The organism is Limnohabitans sp. Hippo4, from assembly GCF_003063605.1.
Taxonomy (GTDB): domain Bacteria; phylum Pseudomonadota; class Gammaproteobacteria; order Burkholderiales; family Burkholderiaceae_C; genus Limnohabitans_A.
In genome coordinates this window covers 209612-230623 of the sequence record NZ_NESE01000004.1, presented here as the reverse complement: position 1 = coordinate 230623, position 21012 = coordinate 209612, and the positions used below count along the sequence as shown (strand labels likewise).

General features: G+C 56.2%; 18 protein-coding genes. 6 read left to right on the top strand and 12 right to left on the bottom strand.

Annotated elements, in window-relative coordinates:
* Window positions 1–24: 24 nt before the first annotated feature.
* The 5 genes from B9Z46_RS12065 to B9Z46_RS12045 all read right to left on the bottom strand — a co-directional run bounded on the left by B9Z46_RS12065 (window position 25) and on the right by B9Z46_RS12045 (window position 6411).
* A complete protein-coding gene (locus B9Z46_RS12065; RefSeq protein ID WP_055359303.1) occupies window positions 25–252 on the bottom strand; it encodes a DUF2892 domain-containing protein in 228 nt (75 codons plus the stop codon).
* Window positions 249–3524 (bottom strand): efflux RND transporter permease subunit, encoded by a 3276-nt coding sequence (locus B9Z46_RS12060; RefSeq protein WP_108256771.1) that lies wholly within the window; start codon window positions 3522–3524, stop codon window positions 249–251. The genes B9Z46_RS12065 and B9Z46_RS12060 overlap by 4 nt, the downstream gene beginning before the upstream one ends.
* Window positions 3511–4581: an efflux RND transporter periplasmic adaptor subunit gene (locus B9Z46_RS12055; protein WP_108256769.1), complete on the bottom strand. Its 1071-nt coding sequence runs from the start codon at window positions 4579–4581 to the stop codon at window positions 3511–3513. The genes B9Z46_RS12060 and B9Z46_RS12055 overlap by 14 nt, the downstream gene beginning before the upstream one ends.
* A gap of 114 nt (window positions 4582–4695) precedes the next feature.
* On the bottom strand, window positions 4696–5187 hold the full coding sequence (gene ssb, locus B9Z46_RS12050; RefSeq protein ID WP_055359306.1) for a single-stranded DNA-binding protein: 492 nt from the start codon (window positions 5185–5187) through the stop codon (window positions 4696–4698).
* A gap of 48 nt (window positions 5188–5235) precedes the next feature.
* Window positions 5236–6411, bottom strand: a complete 1176-nt coding sequence (locus tag B9Z46_RS12045; protein ID WP_108256902.1) for an MFS transporter — start codon at window positions 6409–6411, stop codon at window positions 5236–5238.
* A 235-nt stretch (window positions 6412–6646) separates the two neighbouring features.
* Here B9Z46_RS12045 and B9Z46_RS12040 point away from each other — a divergent pair, with 235 nt between their 5' ends.
* Both B9Z46_RS12040 and uvrA read left to right on the top strand, forming a co-directional pair.
* Window positions 6647–6946: a high-potential iron-sulfur protein gene (locus tag B9Z46_RS12040; protein ID WP_369907447.1), complete on the top strand. Its 300-nt coding sequence runs from the start codon at window positions 6647–6649 to the stop codon at window positions 6944–6946.
* Window positions 6947–7172: 226 nt separating this feature from the next.
* Window positions 7173–10157 (top strand): excinuclease ABC subunit UvrA, encoded by a 2985-nt coding sequence (gene uvrA, locus B9Z46_RS12035; RefSeq protein ID WP_108256767.1) that lies wholly within the window; start codon window positions 7173–7175, stop codon window positions 10155–10157.
* A gap of 60 nt (window positions 10158–10217) precedes the next feature.
* On the opposite strand, the gene pyrF is transcribed toward uvrA, so the two are convergent.
* A complete protein-coding gene (gene pyrF / locus B9Z46_RS12030; RefSeq protein WP_055359308.1) occupies window positions 10218–11060 on the bottom strand; it encodes an orotidine-5'-phosphate decarboxylase in 843 nt (280 codons plus the stop codon).
* An 88-nt stretch (window positions 11061–11148) separates the two neighbouring features.
* Here pyrF and B9Z46_RS12025 point away from each other — a divergent pair, with 88 nt between their 5' ends.
* Window positions 11149–12042 carry a DMT family transporter gene (locus B9Z46_RS12025; RefSeq protein ID WP_055359309.1) on the top strand — a complete coding sequence of 298 codons (894 nt, stop codon included), beginning with the start codon at window positions 11149–11151 and terminating at the stop codon, window positions 12040–12042.
* Here the strand turns inward: B9Z46_RS12025 and B9Z46_RS12020 are convergent, their stop codons facing one another.
* Genes B9Z46_RS12020 through B9Z46_RS12005 form a run of 4 tightly spaced genes read right to left on the bottom strand, consistent with a single transcriptional unit; the run spans window position 12043 to window position 15121 of the window.
* On the bottom strand, window positions 12043–12891 hold the full coding sequence (locus B9Z46_RS12020; protein ID WP_108256765.1) for a uracil-DNA glycosylase: 849 nt from the start codon (window positions 12889–12891) through the stop codon (window positions 12043–12045).
* Window positions 12888–13388: a ribosomal protein S18-alanine N-acetyltransferase gene (gene rimI, locus B9Z46_RS12015; protein ID WP_108256763.1), complete on the bottom strand. Its 501-nt coding sequence runs from the start codon at window positions 13386–13388 to the stop codon at window positions 12888–12890. The genes B9Z46_RS12020 and rimI overlap by 4 nt, the downstream gene beginning before the upstream one ends.
* Window positions 13385–14161 carry a tRNA (adenosine(37)-N6)-threonylcarbamoyltransferase complex dimerization subunit type 1 TsaB gene (gene tsaB, locus B9Z46_RS12010; RefSeq protein ID WP_199220600.1) on the bottom strand — a complete coding sequence of 259 codons (777 nt, stop codon included), beginning with the start codon at window positions 14159–14161 and terminating at the stop codon, window positions 13385–13387. The genes rimI and tsaB overlap by 4 nt, the downstream gene beginning before the upstream one ends.
* Before the next feature lie 6 nt (window positions 14162–14167).
* A complete protein-coding gene (locus tag B9Z46_RS12005) occupies window positions 14168–15121 on the bottom strand; it encodes a DMT family transporter (protein ID WP_108256761.1) in 954 nt (317 codons plus the stop codon).
* Between the two features lie 78 nt (window positions 15122–15199).
* Between B9Z46_RS12005 and dacB the strand changes: the two genes are divergently transcribed.
* From dacB to B9Z46_RS11990, 3 genes are all read left to right on the top strand, one after another.
* Window positions 15200–16702, top strand: a complete 1503-nt coding sequence (gene dacB / locus B9Z46_RS12000; protein WP_233246000.1) for a D-alanyl-D-alanine carboxypeptidase/D-alanyl-D-alanine-endopeptidase — start codon at window positions 15200–15202, stop codon at window positions 16700–16702.
* 111 nt (window positions 16703–16813) lie between these two features.
* On the top strand, window positions 16814–18013 hold the full coding sequence (locus B9Z46_RS11995; protein ID WP_055359313.1) for an SGNH/GDSL hydrolase family protein: 1200 nt from the start codon (window positions 16814–16816) through the stop codon (window positions 18011–18013).
* 22 nt (window positions 18014–18035) lie between these two features.
* Window positions 18036–18719 carry an OmpW family protein gene (locus B9Z46_RS11990; protein WP_055359314.1) on the top strand — a complete coding sequence of 228 codons (684 nt, stop codon included), beginning with the start codon at window positions 18036–18038 and terminating at the stop codon, window positions 18717–18719.
* Window positions 18720–18776: 57 nt separating this feature from the next.
* On the opposite strand, the gene B9Z46_RS11985 is transcribed toward B9Z46_RS11990, so the two are convergent.
* The gene (locus B9Z46_RS11985) at window positions 18777–19769 is read right to left on the bottom strand and encodes an L-threonylcarbamoyladenylate synthase (protein ID WP_108256757.1); all 993 of its coding nucleotides are present in this window, start codon (window positions 19767–19769) and stop codon (window positions 18777–18779) included.
* A gap of 32 nt (window positions 19770–19801) precedes the next feature.
* A complete protein-coding gene (locus B9Z46_RS11980; protein ID WP_108256896.1) occupies window positions 19802–21010 on the bottom strand; it encodes a 5-(carboxyamino)imidazole ribonucleotide synthase in 1209 nt (402 codons plus the stop codon).
* Window positions 21011–21012 lie beyond the last annotated feature (2 nt).

Sequence of the window (21012 nt, the reverse complement as noted above, 5' to 3'; positions counted from 1 at the left end):
TTCAAACCGTTTCTTTTTGTCGCTTTACTCTGAAGCGGAACAAGGGGCGGCATCAGGCACGCCCAACTTGCGCAAAATCCAGCCCATCGGACACACATTGCTGAAACCAAACTGAAACAAGTTAGCGCCCACAAAAGCTGTAAAGGCCAAGGCCCACGAGCTGACAAACAGCGGGCTCCCCTCAATGCCCAGGGCCAGTGAGGTCAAGATAAATAAACCAGCAATGATGCGGATGTAGCGTTCAACAGTCATACAGACTCCTTCGGTTGGAACAATGAAAAATAGAGCACAGGAATCACCACCAAGGTGAGCAAGGTGGACACCAAAATGCCAAAGATGAGGGACACCGCCAAGCCATTGAAGATGGGGTCGTCCAGAATAAAAAACGCACCAATCATGGCGGCCAAGCCGGTGAGCACAATGGGCTGGGCGCGCACTGCGGCCGATTGAATGACGGCTTCTTTGAAGGCCATGCCCTGCGCCACTTGCAGCTCAATAAAGTCCACCAACAAGATGGAGTTGCGCACGATGATGCCGGCCAAGGCAATCATGCCAATCATGCTGGTTGCGGTGAACTGAGCGTTGAGTAAAGCGTGACCTGGCATCACACCGATCAGGGTGAGCGGAATGGGCGCCATGATCACCAAGGGGGTGAGGTAGCTCTTGAACTGCGCCACCACCAAGAGATAAATCAGAATCAAACCGACGCCATAGGCTGCACCCATGTCACGGAATGTTTCGTACGTGATTTGCGATTCACCATCCCATTTGATGGCGTACTCACGGTAGGAGTCGCTAGGCTGCTGCGTCCAGTACTCGCCCAATGCGCCTTGACCTGGCAGTGCGGCATCCTTGAGATGAGAACGAATGCCAAACAAACCATACAAAGGCGAGTCTTGTGAGCCTGCCATGTCACCCATGACATAGCTCACGGGCAGCAAGTCTTTGGTGAACAGCGGCTTTTGAATCACGCCCGATTTGACTTCCACCAATTCAGACAAAGGCACCAGCTGACCATTGGCGGCACGCAGGGGCAAGGCCAACAGATCTTTCAAACCTACTTGTGATTGAATCGGCAATTGCAACCTGACAGGCACAGGCATTTTGCTGATGCCATCGTGCAAGTATGTGGCATCGACACCTTGCAGTGCACCTTGCACCGTTTGAGCAATGGCACCACCAGAGATGCCCAGGGTTTCGGCGCGCTGTCTGCGCACTTGCAACCATTGCCGAGGTGCATCTGCTTTCAGTGAGGTGTCCACACCCACAATGCCAGGCGATTGCGCAAAGATTTTTGCCACATGGGCCGCCAAGGCCTGACGACCCGCTTCATCGGGACCATAGATTTCAGCCACGAGGGGACTGAGCACGGGCGGGCCGGGTGGTACTTCAACCACCTTGATGTTGGCACCATGTTCGGCTGCAATTTTTTCCAAAGCAGGACGCAAGCGCTGTGCAATGGCATGGCTCTTTTCTGAGCGTTGGTGTTTGTCGACCAAATTGACTTGCAAGTCACCTTGCTCGGCATCGGCACGCAAATAGTATTGGCGAACCAAACCGTTGAAGGTGATGGGGCTGGCGGTACCCGCATAGGTTTGCACGTCCAACACTTCTTTTTGCTGCGACAAATAGGCGCCCAAGTCTTGCAATGCAGCGGCGGTGTTTTCCAAGGGCGTGCCAGCAGGCATGTCGACCACCACTTGGAATTCGCTCTTGTTGTCAAAGGGCAGCATCTTCATGATGACCCACTGCATGCCAGCCAAACCCACCGACAAGAACATGGCCAACACAATGCCGCCCAAGAGCTTCCAGCGTTGACGGCTGCTGTTCAAGAAGGGGCGCAAGATGCGACCAAACAAATCTGGCAAGCGCGCGGCAAAGCCTGTGACGGGGGCATGCAAAGTTGTGTGTGCGGCTTCATGGTCGTGACGGCCATGGTGTGACTTCATCCACTTCAGGGCCAACCATGGCGTGACTGTGAAGGCAATCAACAAAGACAGCGCCATGCCTAAACTGGCGTTGATGGGAATGGGACTCATGTAGGGGCCCATGAGGCCCGACACAAAAGCCATGGGCAGCAGGGCGGCGATCACCGTGAGCGTGGCCAAGATGGTGGGGCCACCCACTTCGTCCACCGCCGCTGGAATGATGTCTTTCAATGACTTGTTGGGGTACAACTGTTGATGGCGGTGAATGTTTTCCACCACCACAATGGCATCGTCGACCAAAATGCCGATGGAGAAAATCAAGGCAAACAAGCTCACCCGATTCAGGGTGAAGCCCCATGCCCAGCTGGCAAACAAAGTGGCGGTCAAGGTCAAAATGACTGCGCCGCCCACAATGATGGCTTCCCGTTTGCCTAGTGCCAAACCCACCAACAAAATCACCGAGGCGGTGGCAAAGGCCAACTTCTGAATCAGCTTGTTGGCTTTTTCTGCAGCGGTTTCGCCGTAGTCGCGTGTGATGGTGGCTTCAATGCCTTGGGGCAATACGGTGTTGCGCATTTGCTCAACACGTGCACGAGCAGCACGCGCCACATCGACCGCATTTTCACCCGGCTTCTTGGTCACGGTCATCGTCACAGCGGGGTACATCTGACCCTTCAAATCAGCCTGTGAAGCGCCAGGCATGTAGCTCACAAATTGCTGGGCTTGCTGCGCACCTTCTTCAATTTGCGCCACTTCTTTCAAATAGATGGGTTTGCCTGCGTGCACACCCACCACCACATCGGCAACGTCTTGGGCCGACTCAAAAAAGTAACCCGTTTCAATGTGGATGCGTTGGCCAGCTGATTGATCGGGGTTCATCACATACCCCGATAGTGCGCCCACGTTGGCACCCGCCAAGGCGCTTTGCACACTGCGCATGTCCAAACCTCGCTCACGCATGCGTGTCGGGTTCAAGTTCACTTGAACGGCTCGGCCTGGGCCGCCGATGGTTTGCACTTCACGTGTGCCCTTCACCTGCTTCAAATCCATCTCCAAACTGCGAGCCACACGCTCAAGCTCTAGCGCTGACGGTGCATCTTTGCCCCACAGAGTGACCGCCAACACCGGCACATCGTCGATGCCTTTGGGTTTGACGATGGGCGCCAAGGTGCCCAGGTCACGCGGCAACCAGTTTTGATTGGCATTCAGCACGTCATACAAACGCACCAAAGCTTCTGTGCGCGGAACACCCACTTTGAATTGCACCGTGAGCACGGCCATGCCCGGACGCGACACCGAATAAGTGTGTTCAATGCCGGCAATTTGTCCAAGCACTTGTTCGGCAGGTCGGGCCACTTTGCTTTGCACGTCTTCACTGCTCGCGCCGGGAAACGGAATCAGCACATTGGCCATGGTCACATTGATTTGCGGCTCTTCTTCACGGGGTGTGACCATCACGGCAAACAAGCCCATCAGCAATGCCACGATGGCCAACAAAGGCGTGAGTGCGTTGTTTTGAAACTTGGCGGCCAGCTGACCGGCAAAGCCAAACTTGCTGGGGTCAGGCCGCTGATCCTGATGTTTATCGTGCGACATGTGCGCCTTTCATGCCGGCTTGAATGGCATCCACGGCAATCAACTCACCCTCTTTCAAGCCAGCCCAAATTTCAACGCCTGCACTGCCATGGTTTGCCCCAATGCGCACCAGTTTCATGGCGAAGCCGTTTTCTTGGGCCACATACACGGCCGTGATTTCGCCGCGTCGCAAGATGGCAGAGGCGGGCACCAAGCCCTTGGCTTGCGAGGTGCCAGTTGTGCGTACGCGCACTTGCATGCCAGGCGCTGCTTGAAGGGCCACACCGGTGCGCGGCAAATCCAACTTGATGCCAATGGTTTGACTCACGCCGTCTGCATTGGGCATGACTTGCATGGCCACGGGCTTGATGGCTTCAGCGCCCATTTGAATTTGAATGTCTTGCAATTTGGGCAGGTTGTTTTTTTCAGAAGCGGGCCACTGCATCACCACCCGCAGGGGTTGCGGTGCATACACCGTCATCAATGGTTTGCCGGGCAATGCCAAGTCGCCTGCTTGTGCCGATGTTTCCAACACCCATGCGTCATACGGAGCCGTTACTTTTGAAAAAGACTGCGTCACTTTGGCCTGGTCAGTTGCTGCACCCGCACTGTCACGCCCGGCTTTGGCCGCTTTGTATTGCGCCTCGGCCAGGTCCAGTGCCGCAGAACTGACAAAGCCTTGTGTTTTTAAATCTTGGGTACGCTTTAAAGCGATTTGCAACTGACGAAGTTCGGCATCACTTTGCTGCAATTGCGCTTGGCTTCTCAACACGCCTGTTTGGGTTTCTCTGTCGTCAATCGTGGCCAAGACTTGGCCAGCTTTGACGCGGTCACCGGCTTTGACATTCAAGCTGAGCACGCGACCCGCAATTTGAGAGGACAAAGTGCTTTGCATCACCGCTTCCACCACGCCGTCAATGTCGTTGATGTTGGCAACTGATTTTTTCCCAGCGGTGATGACCTTCACAGCAGGCCCTGTTTGCACGCCCTGTGCATAGGCATGGCTGCAACCCAATACCAAGCCAACAGCCAACACGGCGCCTTTGAGTCCAGATGAAATTTCAAAGCTCTTTTTCATGTCGTCTCCAACGAAAGCGTCATCTTATCATATACCCCATGGGGTATACAAGTGCTGACAAAAAAGCCTGTTGCAAAGAACAGGCTCGTGGTGTTTAAGGGCTGCGAATGCGGCTTAAAACGGAATGTCGTCGTCCATGTCATCAAAACCACTGGCAGGCTTGGCGGCGGGTCGGCTAGCAGGCGCACTGGCCGCTGGACGGGGTGCGGCTGAAGGACGGCGAGCAGGCGCGCCACCGTCTTCGTCGCCACCGCTGGGGCCGCCCATGCCTTCACGGCCGCCGAGCAATTGCATTTCGGTGGCGATGATGTCGACGGTGTTTTTCTCAACGCCGGCTTGGTCGGTGTACTTGCCGTACTTCAGACGACCTTCGACATAAATGGGGCGGCCTTTTTTGACGTACTCGCCAGCAATCTCGGCCAGGCGGTCGTAAAAAGTGACGCGGTGCCATTGGGTGTCTTCAACCGTTTCGCCAGAGGTGCGGTCTTTGCGGCGGCTGGTGGTGGCAATGCTGATGTTGGCCACGGCCTGGCCAGAAGGCAAGTAGCGAATTTCGGGGTCACGGCCACAGTTGCCGATCAGAATGACTTTGTTGACGGATGCCATGTTTATTTCCTTGAAATCTCTTGAAGTGAACAGTCGCAATTATGCTTGTTAGCGGGCCGGTGCCTCAATGGGTGCCATGAACCATGCAACCAAAAGCCAGACCAAAGTGGCCAGGCCACACACCCCGAATAAAACCTGCGCGCCGCCTGCTTTCATGAGGGCGCCACCTGCAGCACCGCCCGCAAAAAAGCCCAAAGACTGCAAGGTGTTGTAAAAGCCCATGGCTGTACCTCGGGCATGAGGAGGCGCCGCACGGGATGCAATGCTGGGCTGGCAGGCCTCCAAAATGTTGGAGCCGCAGAAAAAAACAAACAAGATAGCGGCAAGGCACCCTAAATCAGGCTTGCCACCAGCGACCAGCGCCAGGCTGAACATGACCAAGGCAATGACCATGGCCGAAGCTAAAAACACCGCTCTGAGATACCCTTTGCGCTCTAGCGGAAAAAGGGTTTTGCCCATGACCAAAAAGCCAAAAGACACAGCAGGCAAATAGACCCACCAATGGTGCTCTTTGGACAAGCCAGCGTCTACCAACATTTGCGGCACAGCCACCCACATGGCTAACATCACGGCATGCAATACAAACACACCTAAATTGTTGCGAAGGGAGGGCACATGCGTCAGGACTTCCTTCAAACTGCCCTTGGGTACTGCAATTTGGTGGGGAGGCTCAGGCGGCACCCACCAAATGGCCACCACCACCCCGCCCAAGGCCAACACGCCTGTGAGGGTGAACAAGCCGGGCAAACCAGCCACTGTGTTCAAAGCGGGCGCCAAAATCAGAGACAAAGCGAACATCAAACCAATGCTGGCACCAATCAAGGCCATGGCCTTGGTGCGAACCACGTCACGTGTTTGGTCGGCCAACAAAGCTGTGACCACCGCAGAGACAGCCCCTGCACCCTGCAAGGATCGGCCCAAAATCAGGCCCGACAAAGAGTCGGCGGCGGCGGCAACAAAACTGCCGCCGGCATAGACCAACAAGCCAAAGACAATGACTTTTTTGCGGCCCAATTTATCGGAGGCCGCGCCGAAAACCAGCTGCAAGGCTCCCTGAGTCAGTCCATAAATGCCCATGGCCAAACCCACCAGGGCCGCATCGGTCCCGCCAGGGTATTTGGCAGCTTCGATGGCAAAAACGGGCAGCACCACAAACAAGCCCAACATCCGCAAGGCGTAAATGGACGCCAAAGAGAAGCTGGAACGCTTTTCAAGGCCGGTCATGAGCGCGTCAGCACCGCCGTGAGAAGGCGTCACTGTCGGGTTGGAAACTGGGGAAGGGGTTACATGCATAAGGGTTATTCTGAGCCCTGATTGTCCCTGATTCAGGGAGCATTCCCTGTCAGACGCAATTCCTTGACTAAATCAATCAAGTTGTTGGCCGAGGGCAGAGACGACAATTCATTTTTGACGTTAATATTCGTCCGGATTAATTTTTTGCAACTTCACTGGAGATTTTATGAAACAAACCAATCGTCGCGTTTTCATGATGCAAGTGGCTTTAGGCGGTACAGCCTTGGCAGCTACCCAAGCCATGGCTCAAGCCATGGTCAACGAAAAAGACCCACAGGCTACAGCATTGGCTTACGCCGCTGACGCCTCCAAAGTGAAGAACCCCAAGTACGCTGCTGGCCAAAAATGCAGCAATTGCGCTCTGTACACAGGCAAACCTTCCGACGCAGCGGGTGGTTGCCCTCTGTTTGCAGGCAAGCAAGTGGCCGGCAATGGCTGGTGCTCTGCCTACGCCAAAAAGGCCTAAGCTCAGGGCCTTCAGCCCGCCAAGCCACCTTGAGGGGTGGCTCACAAAAAGCCAGCGTCAGCTGGCTTTTTTGTTGCCCAACGAAACCGCCTTTCGAGTGCTGACTGGCAGATCAAGACAGGACGGTCTGAACTGGCGATAATCGAGGGTTTTGTTTGGCACTCCGATTTTGAACGCTCCCAACGCCCCCGCTAGTTTGACCACCTTGGCAACGCCACTTAGTGCCATGGACAAAGTTCGTCAGTTGGAAGCTGAGCTGGCGGCTGCGCGGCAAGAGGCCGCCCTGGCTGCCCACAATTCAGACGATGGTGCCTACCTCGCCAGCGCCCTGCGCCAAACGCACATCAGCGTGCGCGGCGCCCGTACCCACAACCTCAAAAACATCGACCTGGACATTCCGCGCAACCAACTGGTGGTGATCACGGGGCTGAGCGGTTCTGGCAAATCCAGCTTGGCCTTTGACACTTTGTATGCAGAAGGCCAGCGCCGATACGTTGAAAGTTTGTCGGCTTATGCGCGCCAGTTTTTGCAACTGATGGACAAGCCCGATGTGGATTTGATTGAGGGCCTGTCGCCCGCCATCTCCATCGAGCAAAAAGCCACCAGCCACAACCCGCGCTCCACTGTGGGCACCGTGACCGAAATTCACGACTACCTGCGCTTGTTGTTTGCCCGCGCAGGCACACCGTATTGCCCCGATCACAACTTGGCACTGCAAGCGCAAACCGTGAGCCAAATGGTCGATGCCGTTTTGGAATTACCCGAAGACACGCGCCTCATGATCGTGGCGCCCATTGCGCGCGAGCGCAAAGGTGAGTTTGAAAAAGTCTTTGAGCAAATGCAAGCCCTCGGATATGTGCGCTTTCGCATCAACGGCGAAACCTTCGAAGTGGAAAACTTGCCCACCTTGAAGAAAACCGAAAAGCACGACATCGATGTGGTGGTCGACCGTCTCAAAATTCGCCATGAAGCCGAAGCGCCAGCACGCGATGCACTGCGCCAGCGCATTGCCGAAAGTTTTGAAGCGGCTTTGCGCTTGGCAGAGCAACGCGCGGTCGCGGTTGAAATGGACACGGGCAAAGAGCATCTGTTCAACGCCAAGTTTGCGTGTCCTGTGTGCCACTATTCCATTGCGGAACTTGAGCCACGCTTGTTCTCGTTCAACTCACCCATGGGCGCTTGCACCACGTGTGATGGCTTGGGTACCACCGAGGTGTTTGACATTGACCGTGTTGTGGCCTTTCCTTCTTTGAGCTTGGCCAGTGGCGCGATCAAAGGTTGGGACCGTCGCAATGGTTTTTATTTCAGCATGCTGGAAAGCTTGGCCAAGCATTACGCATTTGATGTGGAAGCTTCCTTCGAATCTTTGCCCGACAACGTGCGTCACGTGATCTTGTGGGGCTCCGGTGAAGAAGACATCAAGTTCAGTTACATCGTCGAGTCGGGTGCGTCACAAGGCAAACGCGTCAGCAAGAAGCATCCGTTTGAGGGCATCATCCCCAACCTCACGCGACGTTTTAAAGAAACCGATTCAAGTGTGGTGCGCGAAGACTTGGCGCGCATGCGCAGTCACCATGCTTGTTCAGATTGCAAGGGCACACGCTTGCGCCGCGAAGCGCGTCATGTGCGCGTAGGCGAGGGCGATCAAGCGCGCGCCATTTACGAAGTGAACCATGTCACCCTGGGCGAAGCCCAAACGTATTTCCAAAGCTTGAAGCTGCGTGGCGCCAAAGCCGAAATTGCCGACAAAGTGGTGCGCGAAATTGGCTCGCGCTTAAAGTTCTTGAACGACGTTGGCTTGAACTATTTGAGCCTCGACCGCAGTGCCGACACCCTGTCGGGCGGCGAAGCCCAACGCATTCGCTTGGCAAGCCAAATTGGCTCTGGCCTCACAGGCGTGATGTATGTGCTCGATGAACCCAGCATTGGTTTGCACCAGCGCGACAACGACCGCCTCATTGGCACTCTCCAACATTTGCGTGACATTGGCAACAGCGTGCTGGTGGTAGAACACGACGAAGACATGATCCGCATTGCCGACCATGTGATCGACATGGGCCCAGGCGCAGGCGTGCATGGCGGCCGCGTGATGGCGCAAGGCACTTGCGCAGACATTTTGTTGGCACCCGATTCTTTGACAGGGCAATATTTGTCTGGCCGCAAAGCCATTGAAGTGCCTGCCCAGCGTCACGCGCCCGGCAAAGACTTCATCGAAATCATTGGCGCCACAGGCCACAACTTGAAAGATGTGCGCGTTGCATTTCCTGTGGGCTTGCTGACTTGCGTTACAGGTGTGTCGGGTTCTGGCAAGTCAACACTGGTCAACGAAACTTTGTACACCGCGGCAGCGCGCAGCATTCACCGTGCGCATGATGAACCTGCCGCACACGAAGACATTTTGGGTCTGTACCACTTTGACAAAGTGATCAACGTGGACCAGTCGCCGATTGGCCGCACACCCCGCAGCAACCCCGCCACTTACACCGGCTTGTTCACCCACATTCGCGATTTGATGACGGAAGTGCCTGCTGCACGCGAACGCGGTTATGGCCCGGGCCGCTTCAGCTTCAACGTCAATGCCTCCAATGGCGGCGGCCGCTGCGAAGCGTGTCAAGGCGACGGCATGGTCAAGGTGGAAATGCATTTCTTGCCCGACGTGTATGTGCCTTGCGACGTGTGTCACGGCCAACGCTACAACCGCGAAACTTTGGAAATTTTGTACAAAGGCAAGAACATTGCCCAAGTGCTCGACATGACGGTTGAAGCGGCATACGAATTCTTCAGCGCCGTGCCCGCCATTGCGCGCAAGCTGCAAACTTTGCTCGATGTGGGTTTGAGCTACATCCGCTTAGGGCAAGCGGCTACCACCTTGTCGGGTGGTGAAGCGCAGCGTGTGAAGTTGGCACTCGAATTGTCCAAGCGCGACACCGGCCGCACTTTGTACATCTTGGATGAGCCCACCACAGGTTTGCACTTTGCCGACATTGCATTGCTGCTGAAAGTGTTGCACCAACTGCGCGACGCTGGCAACACCATCGTGGTAATTGAGCACAACTTGGATGTGATCAAAACCGCCGATTGGTTGATTGACATGGGCCCTGAAGGCGGCTCCGGTGGTGGTACGGTTGTGGGCATTGGCACGCCCGAAACTCTGGCAGAGAATCCAGACAGTTTCACAGGTCGTTACTTAAAGCGATTGCTCCAAAAATAAAGCGCCCTGCACGCGGCTAGGCGTGAGGACGCTGAACACCATTGTGTGACCCGAAGCCGCTTAGCCTTGCGCTGCGGCTTTTAGGACATCCCGTGTCCGCATGGCTTCTTTGCGCGCGGCTTGAGCAAAGTCATCACCTGATGAGGCATACAAAATAGCGCGTGATGAATTCACAATGACCGCACCTGTCGTGGCGCCATGGCTTTGGCGGTAACCCGCTTTGATGGTGGCCACCGCATCGCCACCTTGCGCACCCACACCTGGAATGAGCAAAGGCAAGGTGGGCGCCAAGCTGCGCACACGTTCAATTTCTGCAGGGTAAGTTGCGCCCACCACCAAGCCCAATTGACCGTTCAAATTCCAAGGGCCTTGCGCCAGCTTGGCAATGTGTTCGTACATCAGCGGCTGGCCTTCTACAGAAGCCAAACGTTGGTTCTGCAAATCATCGCCGCCAGGGTTGGACGTGCGGCACAACAAGAACGCGCCTTTGCCGTGGTATTTCAAATAAGGCTGCACAGAGTCAAAGCCCATGAAGGGCGACAAGGTGACCGCGTCGGCACCATAGCGCTCAAAGGCTTCTTTGGCGTATTGCTCGGCAGTCGAGCCAATGTCGCCGCGTTTGGCATCCAAAATGACAGGTACATGCGGCGCATTGCGGCGCATGTGTTCCATCAGTTTTTCCAATTGGTCTTCGGCGCGGTAGGCCGCAAAGTACGCAATTTGGGGCTTGAACGAAATGGCCAAATCGGCCGTAGCATCGACAATCTGCGCGCAAAAATCAAAGATCTTGCTGGCGTCGCCCTTCATGCCCGCAGGGAATTTGCTGGGTTCGGGGTCCAAGCCCACACACAACAGGGAGCCGTTTTGGCGCTCGGCGCCTTGCAGTTGTTCTAAGAAGGTCATGCCCTGATTTTAAAGGCTTCAAACGACCAGCCTCAAGCAGACGGCCCCAGATAAAGCAATGCCAGCCGTTTGCCTCTAAGATCGCCCCATGCACTCACTCACCACGCGCCAATGGCTGGTCTTGGCACTTCTCACCGTTGTCTGGGGCCTGAACTGGCCCATCATGAAAATGGGAGTGACGGGCTTTCCACCCCTCACTTTTCGTTTCATCTGCTTGCTGATTGGCACCCCGGTGCTGGGCCTGGGCCTGTGGGCCATGAAAGTGCCTTTCCAAATTCCAAGGCGCTATTGGCGTGAACTCTTGGTGCTGGCCATTTTCAACATGTTCATTTGGCATGCCTTGATCATTTTGGCTGTGCAGTATTTGTCCAGCGGCCGTTCGGCCATTTTGGGATACACCATGCCCATTTTTTCTGCGCTCATTGGCGCTTGGGTGTTCAAGAATCAATTGGCGCAACGCGCATGGGGCGGCGTTGCAGCTGCGGCATTGGGCGTGGTCTTGCTGCTTTGGCACGAGTTGTCCAACCTGTCAGGCAAGCCCATTGGCGTGGTGTTAGCCCTGGTGGCCGCCAGTACTTGGGCCTTGGGCACGCAATTGCTCCGTCGCACCAGCATCCCCTTGCCCACACTCACTTTGTCTTTTTGGATGACGGCCATGACCACCGTGGTGATGGGCCTCTTGTCGTTTGCGTTTGAGTTCGATCGCTGGCAAGAACCGAGCGCCACGCACTGGGCCTCCATTGTGTACAACGCCGTGTTGGTCTTTGGCTTTGCCCACGCCGCTTGGTTTTACTTGGCCCGTAGTTTGCCGCCCGTGGCCTCCACCTTGAGTGTGATGATGATTCCCATCTTGGGCGTGTTCAGTGGCGCTTGGGCTTTGAATGAAACCCTGCATTGGCAAGACTGGGCCGCCATGGGTTTGATGGTGGTGTCGATTGCCAGCGTGCTGTGGCCAGCCAAGCCCGCGCCAGCGCAGGACTGATTAAGACTGCACCAGGCTGGCAGCCAGGCACAAATCGGCCCAAGCCTTGGCCTTGTCGGCCTGATTGCGCAGCAAATAAGCTGGCGGATAAGTGACCACCACAGGCACGCCGTGGAAACTTTGCACTTCTGCGCGCAACTTGCCCAAGGGCTCGGTGCTTTGCAGCAAAGCCAAGGCCGCCGTTCGGCCCATTGCCAAAATCACTTTGGGCTGCACCAAGGCCACTTGCCTGGCCAAGTAAGACGCGCAATGCGACACCTCAACTTGGCTGGCGCTGCGGCCCACAGGCGTGCGGCATTTGAGGGCATGCGTGATGTAAACGTCAGCGCGCGTCAGACTCAAAGCCTTCAACATGTTGTCTAGCAGTTGACCTGCGGGACCGGCAAAGCTGGTCCCTGCTTTGTCTTCATCCTCGCCAGGCGCATCGCCCACCACCATCCAGTCAGCGGTGGCAGGACCTTCTCCCGGAATGGCTTGTTGACGGCCTTGGCTTAAGCCGCACCCCGTGCACGACGACACCGCTGTTTGCAGGGCCGCCCAATCCATCTGCGCAATGCCTTCGGGCAATGCCGAAATGTCCACCACGGGCACCGTGACCATTTTGGGCGGTGGCGTTGTGGACCGAACAGGCTCTGCCGCAGACGCAGGCGCGGACACAGGCGCAGCAACTGCTGATGAGGCAGGTGCAGTGACAGGTGCACTTGCAGGTGTCTGTACAGCTTCTTCTGCAAGGGGTGTGGCCTGAGGCTTCGACTTGGGCATCCACACACGCACGCCCATCTCGGCCAGCATCGCGCGTTGGCGATCGTCCAATTCAAAACGGGTGTCAATGTCAGTGTGGTCGGTCATTGGGTAGAGTTTAGTGCCATGCGCATCACCACGGCAGCTTCGCGGCTGCTTCTGCCCACAGGGTAGTAGTCTTTTCGCAATCCCACTTGTTCAAAGCCAAAGGCTTGATAGAGCTTGAGCGCGCGCGCATTGCTTTCGCGAACCTCCAACCACAAACTGCTGGCCTGATGCACTTGCGACCACAAACTCAAGGATTGCAGCAAACAACGCGCCCAACCTTGGCGCTGAAACGTGGGCGCCACGGTGATGTTCAGCAAGTGCACTTCATCGAGCACTTGCATGGCCACGAAGTAGCCCACCCATTGATCGCCGGCCTTCAAGCCTTGTGCCAAATTGCCGGCTTTGAATGCGTCTCTGAAATTGCCCAATGACCAAGGATGAGAGTAAGCCAACTTCTCCACAGCCACCAAGGCCTCCACATCGGCCTCTGTCAAGGTGGTCAACGCCACCGTGAGTTGCTCGGTTTCAAGTGTTTGGCCCAGGGTCAGCGCCGTCATGACCCCTCCGGTGCCAGCCCTGCCAATTTGGCCGCCTTGATGGCTTCACGCTCGGCGGTGGTTTGGGCAACTTTGTCACGGATGTAAAGCGGCTGCACAGCTTCAGGGTCAACCGCTTTGCCTGCAGTCCAGAGTGCAGGCGCCAAACGCAGCAAAGCCAAAGCATGGGGCACGGCGGGCACGCACACCACAGGTGTATCGCTGCGCTTTGCCAAGGCTTCAGAAAAAGCTTCTGGGTAAACTTCAAAACCATTGCCTGCCAAGACACCCGACACCTCATGCGCGGTGATCAGGGCTTGCGCTACTTGCGCCGGCGGTCCTACTTGCAAAGGCACTGTGGCGTGCCACTGCGCACTGTCGGCGTGCCACGCATAGGCACCGCCATAGACCTCGCCCATGCGGGCATCCATCACCACACTGACTTGCGATGTGAGCGCTGTTGACAAACTGGCGCGGGCATCTTCGGCCACCGCCATCAAGGTGTCGACGGGTATCACTTTCAGTTTGGCCCCCATGGCCAAACCTTGCGCCACTGAACAGGCGGTTCGAAGGCCTGTGAACGACCCAGGCCCATGACCGATGACCAACGCACTGAGGTCAGACAGGCGAAGTTGCGCTTGCGCCAGCAAGTTGTGAATGCTGGGAATCAATTGCGCTGACGCGTTGGCGCCGCCTTGCGTGTGCAGGTGCCACGTTTGATCGCCCACCCCTAGCGCCACCGACATCATGTCAGTGCTGGTTTCAAACGCTATAAATTTCAAAGGATGCGGCATGAAAGTTCAGGTCGATTGTTTCACCAAAGCTTGGCGTACACCAAACAAAATGCCACCAGTGACCAGGGCCAAACCAGCCCACAAATTCCAAGACAAGGGCTCACCCAAAAACACCACGGCGCCCAGAGCCGACAAACCCGGGACCAAGGCTGTGATCATGGTGGATTTAACCGGCCCATAAGCGCGAATCATTTGTGTGAAGGTAATGCCCGAAATCACCACCGAGCCCACGCCTTGAAAGACCGCTTGAAACACGATCTCCGACCAAGAGGCTTGCGCCATGTGGCTTGGCAACACATCCAAACTCACCAACACCGCGTAGCCTGGCACAAAGCAGACCAAGGCAAACGCCGTGATGGCCATGGTGGCACGCACGGCATCTAAACCATAGCGGCGCACCGTGACGCTGTAGGCCGACCAACAAAACGCGGCCGTCATGAACAGCACGTCGCCAATCCACACTTCGCCACCCTCAAATGCCTTGAGCAAGCTCATGCCACCCACCAACACATCACCGCACACAATCATGAGCAAACCGATGGCGCGGTTCAAGCCAATTTGCTCGCGCAAAAAGAGCCACATCAACAGCGTGGTCCACAGAGGCAAACTGCCAGGCATCAACACCGAGGCGTGCCCTGCAGGCGCATAAAAGAAACCGATGTACGCCAACACGGCATACAAAAATCCGCCAAAAAATCCGGCTTGAACGGTGATGCGCAAGGGCAAAGGTGACAAGCCCAACAAAGAGCCCACCTTCTGACCGCTTTGACGTTCAGCGCGCATCAACCACCAAGCCCAAGGCAACAAGATGCTGCTGGCGCCGATGATGCGCGCACAGGCAATGTCCAGGGGCAACAAAACATGCGATGCCGAGGCGCGCGCCACAATGATGAAAGACGTCCAAATCAGGACCGTGATGACAGCAGCCAGACGGCCAACAGTTTGGGAAGAAAAAGCCATGTCCCAATGATACGTCCTGCTTGGGCCTTTCAATTTGCATGCACGTCTGGCTTTGACAGAGCCGGCTAGACTTCAGGGATGCGCAAGACCTTTTCTTTCTGGGTTGACCTATCGACGAGTGGCCGCTCCATGGGGTGTGTTTTGGCCTGTGTCTGCCTGTGCCTAACGGCTGCCGCCAAACCCAACAGCCCACCCGCTGCCAAAGACAGCTTGCCACCCAGTGTGAGTGTTGCTTTGAAGCAAGCCAACATTCCCCGCGAAGCCATCAGCATCTTGGTCAGACCCGTTCAGGCCACACCCGATGCACCCTTGCCCATGGCCCGTCTCAGCCATCGCGCCAGCGCAGAGATGAACCCCGCGTCCGTCATGAAGTTGATCACCACCTCAGCGGCTTTGTCGATGCTGGGCCCCGACTTCACTTGGCGCAACCGTGTCTTCATCGACGGCCCGGTCAAAGACAGTGTGCTGCAAGGCAACCTCTACCTCAAGGGCAGCGGCGATCCCAAACTGGTGGTCGAGCGCTTGCAAGCTTTGATCGAAGCCATCCAACAAAAAGGGGTGCGCGAGATTCGAGGGGACATCATTTTGGATGGCAGCGTGTTTGACTTGCCTGCACGCAACCCGGCCAGTTTCGATGACGAACCTTTGCGGCCTTACAACGTGGCCCCTCAAGGCTTGTTGCTGAACTTCAATGCGTTGCTGTTCAAATTCACACCGAACCCTGCGCGCGGTGAAGTTCAGATCGACAGCGAGCCACCCCTGCGCAACTTGCAATGGTCGACAACGGTGCCCTTGTCGCAAGCGCCCTGTCAAGATTGGCGCACGCAACTCAAGGCTGACTTCTCCAACCCCGACTTCGTTCGTTTTAACGGCACCTACCCCGTCGCTTGTGGCGAACAAAAATGGCCCGTGGCTTATGTTCAACCACAAAGTTTTGCGCCGCGCATGGTCCACGCCTTGTGGCAACAAGCAGGTGGCAAACTGGTGGGCCAAGTGCGCGATGGCATCACACCTGCCCGCGCCAGCCTTTGGCTAGAGGCGCCCTCCTTGCCCTTGTCCGACATCGTGGCCGACATCAACAAGTTTTCGAACAACGTGATGGCGCAGCAGCTTTTCTTAAGTTTGTCGAGCCAACAAAGGCCTGGTCAATTTGAATCTTCGCGCGCCATGGTCTTGCAGTGGTGGCGACAGAACTTGAAAGATCATGCACTGCCTGTGCTGGAAAATGGTTCTGGCTTGTCTCGCGAGGAACGCAGCAACGCACAAGCGCTCGGTGCCTTGCTGCAGTCGGGTCTGCACAGTTCATACGCCAGTGCGCTGCAAAACTCATTGGCCATTGCAGGTGTGGATGGCACCGTGGCGCGCTTGAAAGATCGCTTGCCCCAGTCTGTTGCGATTGGCAGAGCCCAGCTCAAATCTGGCAGCCTGCGCGATGTGGCGTCATTGGCAGGCTATGTGGAAGGTCTCAGCGGCCAACGCTATGTGCTGGTGGTGATCGTGAACCACCCCAATGCGAATGCGGCGCGCCCCGCTTTGGACAAACTTCTGGAGTGGGTGGTCAAGGATGACAAAAAGTCATAGCCCACTGGTACTTACCCCATCACTTCCTCCTGCACCTCTGCTTAAGATCATCTGAAAAGAACGGGCGTTCTTTTTTTTAATACGTCTCAGAGACAAGCAAAGAGGTGAACGATGACATCCAAGAAATGGAAAATAGCACTGCTCAGCACGGCAGTGGTTGCCTTGCTGGCCGCATGCGGCGGCGGGGGCGGTGACCAAACCAGCCGGCTGGCGGGCATTTCATCTGTCAAAGTCATGGGCGACAGCCTGGCAGACAGTGGAGTGTTCAAAGGCATTCCCACCAATGGCCGTATTTTCTCGGTACAAGACAGCCCCAGCGAACCCAATACCGTCTGGACCGAGCGCATTGCAGCGCTCTTGGGCACACCCCAGTTGTGTAACTTCTTCAAGTACACCGGCGCTGCAGCATCACCTTTTGCTGTGGTGCCTGGTTGCACCAGCTATGCAGTGGGCGGCGGACGCATCAACAACATCAACCCCCAAACTGGCGCGGGTGCATCACCTTTCTCCATCACTTACCAATTGCAAGTGGCCAGTTCTGCCGGCAATTACAGCAGCTCTGATTTGTTGCTGATTGATGGCGGCGGCAATGACGCTGCCGATTTGGTGGGTGCTTATCTGGGTGCCGCCAAAGATGGTGGCGCCAGCTTTGCAGCCATGGCCGGCACGCTCATTCCAGCCACCACACTCGGCCCCATGTTGGCTGGTGGTCAAGCTGGCATGGCCCAAGTGGGCGGCACCTACATGGTGGCCTTGGCCGATAAGTTTTACAACAGCATCAAAGCCAACGCATTGGACAAGGGCGCTCAACGCGTTGCTGTGCTTAACATGCCCGGCATCACCAACACGCCTCGCTTCCAAATGGTGCTGAGTGGCATTGCTGCCGCCTATGGTGGTGGTGCCACTGGTGCTGGTGCACGTGCTCAGTCAGAAGCTCTGTTCAAGTCTTGGATCGAAGCCTTCAACTCACGCTTGGCAACTTTGGTGGCCAACGACAAACGCGTGGTGTTGGTTGATTTCTACACAGCCTTCAATGACCAAGTGGCCAACCCTGCGCAGTACGGTCTGACCAATGTCACCACGCCCGCGTGTCCTATCACCGGTGTAGGCGCAGATGGCTTGCCCACTTACAACTTCCAAACTTGTACAGCGGCGAATTTGTCGGCCATGACACCGCCTGCAGGCGCCACAGGCGGCGCCAACTGGTGGCAAACCTACGCCTTCTCAGATGGCTTCCACCCCACACCCTTGGGCTATCAGTTGCTAAGCCAATTGGTTGCCAAATCATTGGCCACTGCTGGTTGGCTGTAACACGTTGCAAAGGAGAACCCTCATGACTTCAAAATTCTGCTTTGCTCTGTCTGCCTTGGCAGCAGTCGCCTCACTCACGATGTCAAGCAATGCGCTCGCCCAATCGCAGGGCAGCTGGTTGGTTCGCGGTGGCATCATGCAACTGGCGCCCCAAGTCACCAGCGGCAACTTGTCAGCACCTTCTTTGCCAGGCGCGCAATCTGGCGTGAGCAACAGCACACAAATTGCCGGCGGCATCACCTACATGCTCAGCAACAGTGTGGCCATTGACTTGCCTTTGGCATTGCCCTTCAAGCACAACTTGTATGGCGCTGGCACCATCGCTGGCGTAGGCAAAATTGGTGACACCAAAGCCATTCCCGCCACCGTCATGGTGCAGTACCGTTTTGGAGAAGCCAATGGCATGTTCCGCCCCTATTTGGGCTTAGGCGTCACCTATGCCAAGTTTGATGGCGAGCACACCACTGCAGCCTTGTCAGGCCTGACGGGCGGCACGCCCTTAACGCCCACCACCTTGTCGATTCAATCGAAGTTGGCCGCCACCATGCAAGTGGGTGCGTCATACAAAATTGACGAGCGTTGGTTTGTGGATGGGTCCATCACCAAGACACCCCTCAAGACACGCAACACCTTGTCAACAGGCCAAACCTTGGACATCACACTCAACCCCATTGGTGTGAGCTTGGGTGTCGGCATGAAGTTTTAATCGCATTCAATGCGCCACAAAAAAACACCCTTCGGGGTGTTTTTTTGTGGGCGGTGCTCAAGCCGCAGCGCGCTGAATCCGGTCGCGCACACCTTCCCACTCGGGCGTGTCTGGCGGCATTTCAATCCAAATGGTGCGCACGCCTCGGGCATCAAAATCTCTGAGCACACTGAACAAATCATGCGCAGCTTGGTTTGCATCAGCAGGCAGAGCACGCCAAACCAAGCCAGCACCCATCAGTTCATTGGCAGGTTTCTCAACAGACCACAAGGCCAGGTTTTGAGTGTGCGGACCTAAGGCTGCCAATGCTTTTTGCCACTCGGCTGTCTGCATCAAACGCACCTTGGCCGATGGCGCGTAATGCGACGCCAATGTGCCGGATGCACGCGGTGCCGCAGTAGGCAATGCATCTGGGTTGTGCAATTTCAAACCGCAAGCTTGTTCGATTTGCGTGCGGCTGATTTGTCCAGGGCGCAACAACACGGGCACACCGCGGGTGCAGTCAACGATGGTGGACTCAATGCCCACATCACATTCACCGCCATCCAAAATCAAAAGTGCATCGCCAAATTCTGCTTGCACATGCGCCGCCGAAGTAGGGCTGACGCGGCCAAACATGTTGGCACTGGGTGCGGCCACACCCCACACGCCTTTGTCTGCACAAGCCTTGAGCACTGCCAGCGCTAAAGGATGGGAGGGGCAACGCAAGCCCACCGAGTTTTGCCCGCCTGCCGCTGCTGCTGCGGTGTCTGGCAACCGGGGCAAGATGAGGGTGAGAGGGCCTGGCCAAAATTGCGTCATTAGTGCTTGTGCAAACGCAGGCACTTCGCTGACGAAGTTGTTGACAGATGCTGAAGAGGCCACATGAACAATTAAGGGGTGATTGGCGGGCCGGCCTTTGGCTTTGAAAATTTTGGCGACAGCCGTTTCGTTGTTGGCGTCTGCTGCCAAACCATAGACTGTTTCGGTGGGCAAACCCAAGAGCTCACCTGCACACAAAGCGTCAGCCGCTTGTTGCACATGGGCGGGGTTGTTGCCAGAGATGATCATGTGCAAATGTTGAAAAACAGGGTTCGAACAACTTAAAAAGCGTCGATGCCCAAGATGGCCGCCGCCTTCAAGGCCACGTCGCGAACTTGCGCAGGCGAATTGCCGGTAACGTTGAGGTGACCCATCTTGCGTGCTTTGCGTGCTTCGGTTTTGCCATACAAATGCAAGTGGGTGCCAGGCAAGGCCAGCACGGCAGCCCAATCGGGCAAACGCAGGGTGTTGTTTGCATCAAACCACACATCCCCCAACAAGTTGAGCATGATGGCGGCGCTGTGTTGACGCGGCTGTGTCAAAGGCAAGCCCGCCAAAGTTCGCACTTGCAAATCAAATTGCGATTGATCGCAAGCGTCCAAGGTGTAGTGACCGCTGTTGTGGGGACGGGGCGCCATTTCATTGACCACCATGCTGCCATCTTGCAGCACAAAAAACTCGACGCACAACACGCCAACATAGTTCACGCCTTCAGCAATCGAGCGCGCAGCTGCCACGGCTTGCTGTTGCAAATCTGCGGGCAAATGACCTTCGTAAACTTCCGTGACGGCCAAGATGCCCTCGCGGTGTAAATTGCGTTGCACCGGAAAATTCACCATTTGGCCATCACGGCCACGCGCCACAATGACCGAGCATTCCAATTGCAAGGGCAACATTTTTTCAAGCACGCAGGGCACTTGCTTCAAGTCTTGCCAAGCTGCACGCAAGGCCTCAGCGTCTTTCACACGCACTTGACCTTTGCCGTCGTAGCCCAAGCGCGCAGTTTTCAAAATACCCGGCAGCAAGTTGTGCAGCACAGCGTCTTCCAACTGGGCGGTCGTTTCAATCACGGCATAAGGTGCACAAGGCACGCCACATGAATCGAAGTGCGCCTTTTCGGCAGCGCGGTCTTGCGCAATGGCCACGGCATCCGCGCCTGGTGACACGGGTCGCAACTGGGCCAATGCCTGCAAAGCTGGCGCAGGCACGTTTTCAAATTCGGTGGTGATGGCGGCACTGCACGCAGCCAACTGCTGCAGGCCTGCGGGGTCGGAGTAGTCGGTTTGAATGTGGCGATGGCTCACGCGGCCAGCAGGGCTGTTGGCATCGGGGTCGAGCACAGCCGTGAAATAGCCCATGGTTTGAGCGGCATGCACAAACATGCGGCCCAATTGACCGCCGCCCATCACACCCAAAGTGAGCGGCTCAGCCACATCCGTGGCGCCTTGGGCAGCACTGCCGCCGGGCAACAAAGACACTGAATTGGTCATGC

Excerpts from the sequence above, each read along its gene's own strand:
- B9Z46_RS12065 (WP_055359303.1), bottom strand. The coding sequence starts at position 252 with ATGACTGTTGAACGCTACATCCGCATCATTGCTGGTTTATTTATCTTG.
- B9Z46_RS12060 (WP_108256771.1), bottom strand. The coding sequence starts at position 3,524 with ATGTCGCACGATAAACATCAGGATCAGCGGCCTGACCCCAGCAAGTTT.
- B9Z46_RS12055 (WP_108256769.1), bottom strand. The coding sequence starts at position 4,581 with ATGAAAAAGAGCTTTGAAATTTCATCTGGACTCAAAGGCGCCGTGTTG.
- ssb (WP_055359306.1), bottom strand. The coding sequence starts at position 5,187 with ATGGCATCCGTCAACAAAGTCATTCTGATCGGCAACTGTGGCCGTGAC.
- B9Z46_RS12045 (WP_108256902.1), bottom strand. The coding sequence starts at position 6,411 with ATGACCGGCCTTGAAAAGCGTTCCAGCTTCTCTTTGGCGTCCATTTAC.
- B9Z46_RS12040 (WP_369907447.1), top strand. The coding sequence starts at position 6,647 with ATGAAACAAACCAATCGTCGCGTTTTCATGATGCAAGTGGCTTTAGGC.
- uvrA (WP_108256767.1), top strand. The coding sequence starts at position 7,173 with ATGGACAAAGTTCGTCAGTTGGAAGCTGAGCTGGCGGCTGCGCGGCAA.
- pyrF (WP_055359308.1), bottom strand. The coding sequence starts at position 11,060 with ATGACCTTCTTAGAACAACTGCAAGGCGCCGAGCGCCAAAACGGCTCC.
- B9Z46_RS12025 (WP_055359309.1), top strand. The coding sequence starts at position 11,149 with ATGCACTCACTCACCACGCGCCAATGGCTGGTCTTGGCACTTCTCACC.
- B9Z46_RS12020 (WP_108256765.1), bottom strand. The coding sequence starts at position 12,891 with ATGACCGACCACACTGACATTGACACCCGTTTTGAATTGGACGATCGC.
- rimI (WP_108256763.1), bottom strand. The coding sequence starts at position 13,388 with ATGACGGCGCTGACCCTGGGCCAAACACTTGAAACCGAGCAACTCACG.
- tsaB (WP_199220600.1), bottom strand. The coding sequence starts at position 14,161 with ATGCCGCATCCTTTGAAATTTATAGCGTTTGAAACCAGCACTGACATG.
- B9Z46_RS12005 (WP_108256761.1), bottom strand. The coding sequence starts at position 15,121 with ATGGCTTTTTCTTCCCAAACTGTTGGCCGTCTGGCTGCTGTCATCACG.
- dacB (WP_233246000.1), top strand. The coding sequence starts at position 15,200 with ATGCGCAAGACCTTTTCTTTCTGGGTTGACCTATCGACGAGTGGCCGC.
- B9Z46_RS11995 (WP_055359313.1), top strand. The coding sequence starts at position 16,814 with ATGACATCCAAGAAATGGAAAATAGCACTGCTCAGCACGGCAGTGGTT.
- B9Z46_RS11990 (WP_055359314.1), top strand. The coding sequence starts at position 18,036 with ATGACTTCAAAATTCTGCTTTGCTCTGTCTGCCTTGGCAGCAGTCGCC.
- B9Z46_RS11985 (WP_108256757.1), bottom strand. The coding sequence starts at position 19,769 with ATGATCATCTCTGGCAACAACCCCGCCCATGTGCAACAAGCGGCTGAC.
- B9Z46_RS11980 (WP_108256896.1), bottom strand. The coding sequence starts at position 21,010 with ATGACCAATTCAGTGTCTTTGTTGCCCGGCGGCAGTGCTGCCCAAGGC.